Raw genomic sequence first — 6,750 nt, forward strand, 5'->3', positions numbered from 1 at the left:
ATGCTGCTCTTTTCGATCTCTGTCACACCCTTGAGATCTATAGTAGCCAATGCGGTCAGGGATTAATTTCCGAAGATTCGGCAATTTTCATCAATTTTAGGATTTTTTTCCGCAGCCGGTACAATTCAAAGTATTTTTTCCCTTTTGGCTATTTTTTTCAGACTTTTATTGCGCACGAGGGCCATTTATCAGGAATTTTTTTCAAATGATCAGCCTCAGCTTGCATCCTTCTTGCCGCTACTCTTTCTTTTTGCTCATTTCTGACAGCAAATCCAGCTGAATTTCCTGAATTTTGGCCAGCCTGTCCCATTGGTGCATCAGCAGATGGTCAATTTTTTCATGCAGGTTGCGGATTTCCAGCTCAGCCTTTAAATTGACCTGATAATCATTTTCGGAACGCATCCTGTCTTTGGCTTCCTGACGGTTTTGACTCATCATAATGATGGGCGCCTGTATCGCCGCCAGACAAGACAGTATTAAATTCAGCAAAATAAAAGGATAGGGATCTGCGGGATGATTGACCATGGCGACCGTATTCACCAAAATCCACAGCACCAAAAAAGCGCCGAAGCACATTAAAAATGCCCAGCTGCCGCCAAAAGTGGCTATTTTATCTGCCAGCCGCTCTCCAAAGCTCCAGCGCTGATCCAGCTTATTTTCAACATTTTTACTGATCAGGTCATGCTGCTGCATGCTGTGAATGACTTCATATTCTAAATTGGAGACCTCGCCCTCTTCCGAAGTCAAGATAGACTGCACATACTGCATGCGGTACTTGGTCAAATCGGCCTGGCAAATATAGTCCTGCACGGTCCAATCCGGATAATCTTTGGCAATTTCTTCAGTAATGACTTTCCGCACCGTTCCCATCGGAATCAGTTTTTTTGACAGATCATTCTTTTTGCACACCAAGCACGTACGGTATTCTGTTTTCCCGTTCATTCCATTCCCTGCTTAAACCCGATGAGGATAAATTTCACCTTACTGCATCCACTTTAATGCGATATACGGCGCAAGATTCAACAATAAAATGCCGATTTTATACACCGCCATGCCGCCGTAATGAATTGCGTCAAATTGACTATCGCTGAGTTCAAACCATTGCCCATGCACTTGTTTCATCCAGTCTTTGGCAAAAATAAATACGATAAACCAAATCATTAAGATAATGTAATTGAACAGCATGCAATACAGCAGAAAGTCACAGAGCTGTGTGATATTCATGGCAATTCTCCGCTGAAGATCCTTGCTGTCATTTTAATCTTTTTATGCCGGGACTGCTGTTTTTTCTTACAGCCTTCAAGCATTGCACGGGCCTGCCGGCTGTGCGCTAGATGATTTTCTGGAGATTCAGCTTCAGTATGATTTTGCTTTAGATTATTTAAGCCTGAAAAACCCTGCGCCAACAGCGGTGCTTGCACCGATTAGCCTGTGCGTTCCTGAATTGTTTTTTAATCCGCACAGGCCAATTTAAATTACCTATGTTCAATATATTGCTATTCTTCGCAGCACTTGCTGCAGCCTTCCACTTTCTCGGCTGGCCAATTCATTCTGGCCCGCTTATAAGCCAGCTTAAAGTCGGCAAAATAGCCAATTAAAATCTGGTCATCAAATTTTGGCAGGTCTTCACAGCCCTGCGATGCATTATGAATTTTGTGTGCGCCATTCGGCAAAGCGTTTTCATCGACAATAAATTTAATCATGCAGCAGTCCCCATGTTAATTTTTTTAAGTTCGGCAACAAATAAACCCATACAAAAATTATGGCTTTAATTCCATAATAAAATTATGCCTTTGTTGGGTAAAAATCAATCACTGCTGCTGTTTTATTTCACCTGCCTTTCTGCATACTCCAAGCTATCTGAACAAATGGGCATTATTCGAAACTCAGTTCATCAAAATCTTGAATTTTTGAAAGATAAATAGGCTGTGTTTTTATCTTTGACCATGTTTCCTTAAAGCGCGGATCGGCTTCCACATCTTCGTTTTGGTTCTCTCGAAAGACTTTTTTCGCGGTTAAAAAGTTGATGCTGGTTTGACTGTTGACATATGGCCCATGATTGCTGGAGCTGTCATAGCCAATTAAGCGCAAATCCTGATTGTGCAGTCTGAAGCTGTAATTCCAATAGCCATAACGCCCATGGCCATAGTGAACATTCAGCAAACCTTTGTTCATTTCTATCCATAATTCAGGCGCATAATACACGCCCCCTTCTTCATTTTCCGAAGAAAACGCCGAGAGGTTTTGCATCAATTTTTTATATCCGCCTTTTTCATTAAGCAACACAATAATGCCGCGGCGGTTGCGGTCAAGCTTTCCTCGATATTCATGATTGACCCATTGCGCTGGGTCTGTCGCTTTGACGATTAAGACTAAATCCTGAATGCCGTCTTTATTGAGGTCACCGTGAATGGCTTCAAACAGCACGTATTTTGCCGGAATATAAGCTTTGTATTTGGTCGTATCTTTTTGCAGTTGAATGTCTTCTGCTGTGAGTGGTTCTGTTGCAGCCAAGATAACTTGCGAACCAAACAAGGCAGCAGAAAGGCCAATCATTGCTGTCATCAATTTAAGTTTCATGGTTTTTATTCAAATCGTCATCAGTGTTGAAATAAATACTTAAGCCTAAAATGGCGCTTTAGACTGTAGAACGGTTGATGCTTTCTTGCTTCTTGCGTCTAACCCAGCGTACGGCCCACACCACTATGATTAAAACCACAATTACCACCAGCACTGGGACAATCAGCGATAAAATAGACAGTAAAAATGCGCTGATCCATTCCCCTGTAGAAACCAAAGGGTTAGCAATTCCCCCTGTTGCCGCAGTGGAAACACCGCGTACTGCTACGGTACTCATTTGCACTGCCGTGGCCGTACCCCCACCAACAATGATGGCTGCCGCCCAGCTGGCAAACTGCGACATTTCCCCGCTGCTGACGGCCATCGTGGTGAGTGTTCCTGCGGCCATCGCGGCTGGCGTCGCAATGGTGTCTAGGGCATTGTCTACCCAAGGGATATAGTAAGCGGTAATTTCACACAATGTCGCAAAGCCTAATGCAATGCAGACCGATGGCATGGCCAGCCATTCAAAGCCTTTCATGGGTTCAAACCAGCCCATAATTGAAGCAAGGCTCATGACCAGTAAAGGAACAAAGACACGAAAGCCGCAGGCGGCGCTTAAACCAATGCCAATACAGAGCCCTAAGATTGTTTCCATGTGATGTCCTCTAGCAGTCTGACTTTTATTTTATCGTTATTTATGATGATTAAATTAGCAAGAAGCTCTTACATAAACTTCAATTCATTCCTTAGGTAATTTTTTCAACTTCTATTTTATCGTTGATTGTCCAATCTTGAGGGTGCGGAACAACAGCCAAATAAACATTTTCATTTGCTGTATCCATAAGCTCTTTGGCTGTTTTGATGACCCAATTTTTCATCGTATTTTTATTACTATGACTCATAATAAATAGCTTATTTTCAGCTTTAGCGATGGCAAGTTTATTCAAATCTAGCAATAAAGCTCTTGAATTATTAATCTGAAATTCACTCTCTACGATCCATTTTCCATATTTAATTGCTTGAAGTTTTCTTGCTTTTGAATGGCTTGCAGAATTTATTTCAATCATTTGCGCAATTACAATATCGAAAAGAAATTCGTTTAGATTAAAAATTTGAGCTGTCACTTTGTTATAATTATTTCGATAAAAACTTCGAAATAGTATATTTTCAGCTGTAACTGGATGGGATGCCTGAGTCATTTTCAAAAGCTCTCTTGCTAAGAATTTTATCCAAGCCTTACTCCGGTCATTATGTTTTTTTCCATCAGACATATTCAGGCTGAAACATTTGTTCTCATACTTATCACATTTCTTTTTTGCCAGTTGAAAAGCTGTTGTCAAAGCAGCTTCTAAGTTGTCTTTCATACCACTTTAAGATCTATTTTTTAATAATATTCAATATAACAAAGTGTTAGTGTAAATTCTTTAGTTTTTTCACCAACAAAAAAGCCCCATCTTGTGACGGGGCTTATGTTTAAAACAGGATTATCTGTTTTAAACATTTTGCTTTGGCAAATTTATTTTTTAAATTCAGTGCCATGGCATTTGGTACACGGGGGTAAACGGTCTGTACCAATTTCTAAGTATGTGCGTTTGCCGCACTGAACACAAAAATAGAAGCCTGTTCCAGGGATAGAGCCTGCAGTAACCATTTTTGTTCTCCATAGGTTTTAGAAATGGTAGAACCAGTATAACCCTCTTATGATGATTGTCTATTGATCATTTTGACAAATGATGACGTCATAAATGTAAGAAATGATGTGTTTCAGAAATAGCTAAGCTAAATAAAATTTAGTCATGAAAGGGAATTTTTCCTGACATTCAGAACATTAATGTGCTATCGGTAGCTTATATTATTGTCTTTAGAGCGTTGAATCGTAAATGCATTCGTTTAAGCCGAGATGCGTTTGAGTCATGGCATCCATTTTTGGCTTATCCAAAACATTTCTTCCACAAATAAAAGCCCTATCTAATGACAGGGCTTGATTCAAAATAGCGGATAACTGTGCGCAGTTTAGGGAATCTTGTTATTAAATTGATGGCTAAGGCATTTGGTATACGGGGGTAAACGGTCTGTACCAATTTCTAAATAAGCGCGATGTCCGCATGGAATACAAAAATAGAAGCCAGTTCCAGGTCTTTGCCAGCAGTAACCATCTTTGCTCTCCAAAGATTTTAGAAATGATATATATACCATAACCTGATAATACTAATTGTTTATTGACCTTTCTGACAAATGGTGGAAGCATAAGTGTAAGAAAATGTTATTTGTATGATTTATCCTACAAAATTTTAAGGATTTAGCGGATTGGCGTCCCTCTCATCTTTCCTTATGATGAACTTATACAGGAACAGGATGTTCCTGAACTTAATCATTTCAAGCATCAGGATCGTAGATACGACAGGAGTCATATCTAGCTACCAAATACGAAAAAGCCCGACAAGATGTCGGGCTTTTTTTATGAATCTTAGTTATTTTTGTGCATTCTCACCATATATTCTGTTAGCAGAAGTATATGCTCTATCACAATTACTCCATAATGTATCTTTCATCTCGATTAATGGATTACTTAGCCATATAGGGTCAAGCCCTCTTTTTGTTGCTTCACTTAATAAAATGGAATATTGACTTATCATTAATTCATAAAAAATCTTTATACGTTCAATTCTTTGATTAATTTTCCTTACAATATCCCGCTCTTCTTGAATAGATGATGAAATACTCTTTAATTGTTCCCACTGCTCTTTTTCGGATATAAATGTATCCATTAAAATATTCTCAATAAAAGTAAAATCACCAATTAAACTTTTTATAATGTGTCCACCTAATCGACTAGCAAAATAACTACTATTGATATCAGCTTTTCCATGAGATTTAGTATGAGCAAATCTTAAAGTACATAGATCTTTAAGAATTGATAGAGTATCAGTTTCAGAGAATCCTATAGTTTTTAAGCTATCTCTAATTATTTGACCTTCAATATATCCCTGACCATTTGATGATCCTTTACGAACTAAAGCAGATAATACGAAAATTCTCAATAACTCAGTATTAGAACGATTTAATCTCGAATCAAATGGATTACCAATAACAGAGTATTCTTCGCTATATACTGACTGATTGCCTAATAGTATTGATCTAAAAGCTTCTTGTTTCGGTAAAGTATATCGCTTCTCCGGTTTATGGGTAATCAAAGCTTTCGCTGGATCGGTATATCCTCTAGCAAGGAATTCTCGAGTCATTCTTAATGCTAAACGCACATCATGGTTAGATAACACATCAATTTTTTCACCAACTTCAGTACCTAATACCGAACCTTTTACTATATCTATAAATACAGATAGATCATCTACTTTAAAGTTTGCACCATTAAGTGCAATAAAATCCCCACTTTTACCTTCCAATATTTTTCCTGTAAGGAAAAATCTTCTAGATAATACTGCTGGAATTTCTGGTGGTTCTATATGTAATGGGTCAAAATCAAATGCATCAAAAGTAGGCGAACTTCTATGATTAATAAAAGTAGATTCTCTCATTGCAATAATTAGATTTATACTAAGCCTACTTGCAATAGCTATAGAATCAGAAAAAATTTCTGATTGAATAAAATCATCTTCAAATTGATCGACATTATCTATTATTAAAAAAATGGGAGATAGTGTTGAAGCATATCCGATCAATTTATCCACATATGGTTTGATAGCTTGATAATCAGATATTAATAGATCAGTAATTCTTTTTTTTAATTCTTCATCACTATTAGCTAGAAGGAAAAGAGGACCTGATTTTAATGAGTTAATTTCTTTTTCATATGCAAACTTAATAGACCTATCATAATCACAAAAAAATTTATCAGTCTTTATATAATCAAATAACTTATCGTATATAAATTCTAGTGGATTCTCATTCTTGGAAAATGTACGAAAATCTATTTCAATCCAATGGGGATAAGGTTGTTTTTCTTTTTGTTCGAAGAAACTAGCTGATGATATTCTTCTCGTATATTGTAAAAAAGTTGTCTTTCCTGTCCCCACAGTTCCCAGAATCAATATTGCTAATGGTTTTTTATTGCCTGAAGCTTTATTTATTGAATCAACTAAACTAGATGACTCTCTTTTCCTCATAGGTCTTTTAGGCTGAGAATGGCTTTGTTGCACAAACCTATCGTTAAGGGCTTATTCCACAATA

The 6,750-nt window shown here is 37.7% G+C and carries 9 protein-coding genes; all 9 read right to left on the reverse strand.

Annotated features, from left to right (window positions below; genetic code table 11):
- Window positions 1-237: 237 nt before the first annotated feature.
- Window positions 238-942 carry a DUF1003 domain-containing protein gene (locus tag OKC24_RS18810; RefSeq protein ID WP_130148059.1) on the reverse strand — a complete coding sequence of 235 codons (705 nt, stop codon included), beginning with the start codon at window positions 940-942 and terminating at the stop codon, window positions 238-240.
- Window positions 943-981: 39 nt separating this feature from the next.
- Window positions 982-1,224 carry a DUF6868 family protein gene (locus OKC24_RS18815; protein ID WP_131276059.1) on the reverse strand — a complete coding sequence of 81 codons (243 nt, stop codon included), beginning with the start codon at window positions 1,222-1,224 and terminating at the stop codon, window positions 982-984.
- A complete protein-coding gene (locus OKC24_RS18820; RefSeq protein WP_131276060.1) occupies window positions 1,221-1,421 on the reverse strand; it encodes a hypothetical protein in 201 nt (66 codons plus the stop codon). Before OKC24_RS18820 ends, OKC24_RS18815 begins: the two co-directional genes overlap by 4 nt.
- Window positions 1,422-1,496: 75 nt before the next feature.
- Window positions 1,497-1,703: a hypothetical protein gene (locus OKC24_RS18825; RefSeq protein ID WP_005007875.1), complete on the reverse strand. Its 207-nt coding sequence runs from the start codon at window positions 1,701-1,703 to the stop codon at window positions 1,497-1,499.
- A 172-nt stretch (window positions 1,704-1,875) separates the two neighbouring features.
- Window positions 1,876-2,580 (reverse strand): hypothetical protein, encoded by a 705-nt coding sequence (locus OKC24_RS18830; RefSeq protein ID WP_438800953.1) that lies wholly within the window; start codon window positions 2,578-2,580, stop codon window positions 1,876-1,878.
- A 58-nt stretch (window positions 2,581-2,638) separates the two neighbouring features.
- The gene (locus OKC24_RS18835) at window positions 2,639-3,217 is read right to left on the reverse strand and encodes a DUF4126 domain-containing protein (RefSeq protein WP_130148053.1); all 579 of its coding nucleotides are present in this window, start codon (window positions 3,215-3,217) and stop codon (window positions 2,639-2,641) included.
- 91 nt (window positions 3,218-3,308) lie between these two features.
- Window positions 3,309-3,926: a hypothetical protein gene (locus OKC24_RS18840; RefSeq protein WP_131276062.1), complete on the reverse strand. Its 618-nt coding sequence runs from the start codon at window positions 3,924-3,926 to the stop codon at window positions 3,309-3,311.
- Window positions 3,927-4,078: 152 nt separating this feature from the next.
- A complete protein-coding gene (locus tag OKC24_RS18845; protein ID WP_005007869.1) occupies window positions 4,079-4,213 on the reverse strand; it encodes a zinc ribbon-containing protein in 135 nt (44 codons plus the stop codon).
- An 820-nt stretch (window positions 4,214-5,033) separates the two neighbouring features.
- Window positions 5,034-6,719, reverse strand: coding sequence for a P-loop NTPase fold protein (locus OKC24_RS18850; RefSeq protein WP_265466194.1), 1,686 nt, complete (start codon window positions 6,717-6,719; stop codon window positions 5,034-5,036).
- Window positions 6,720-6,750: the final 31 nt, after the last annotated feature.

This window comes from Acinetobacter entericus, from assembly GCF_026168575.1.
Lineage (GTDB): Bacteria > Pseudomonadota > Gammaproteobacteria > Pseudomonadales > Moraxellaceae > Acinetobacter > Acinetobacter bouvetii.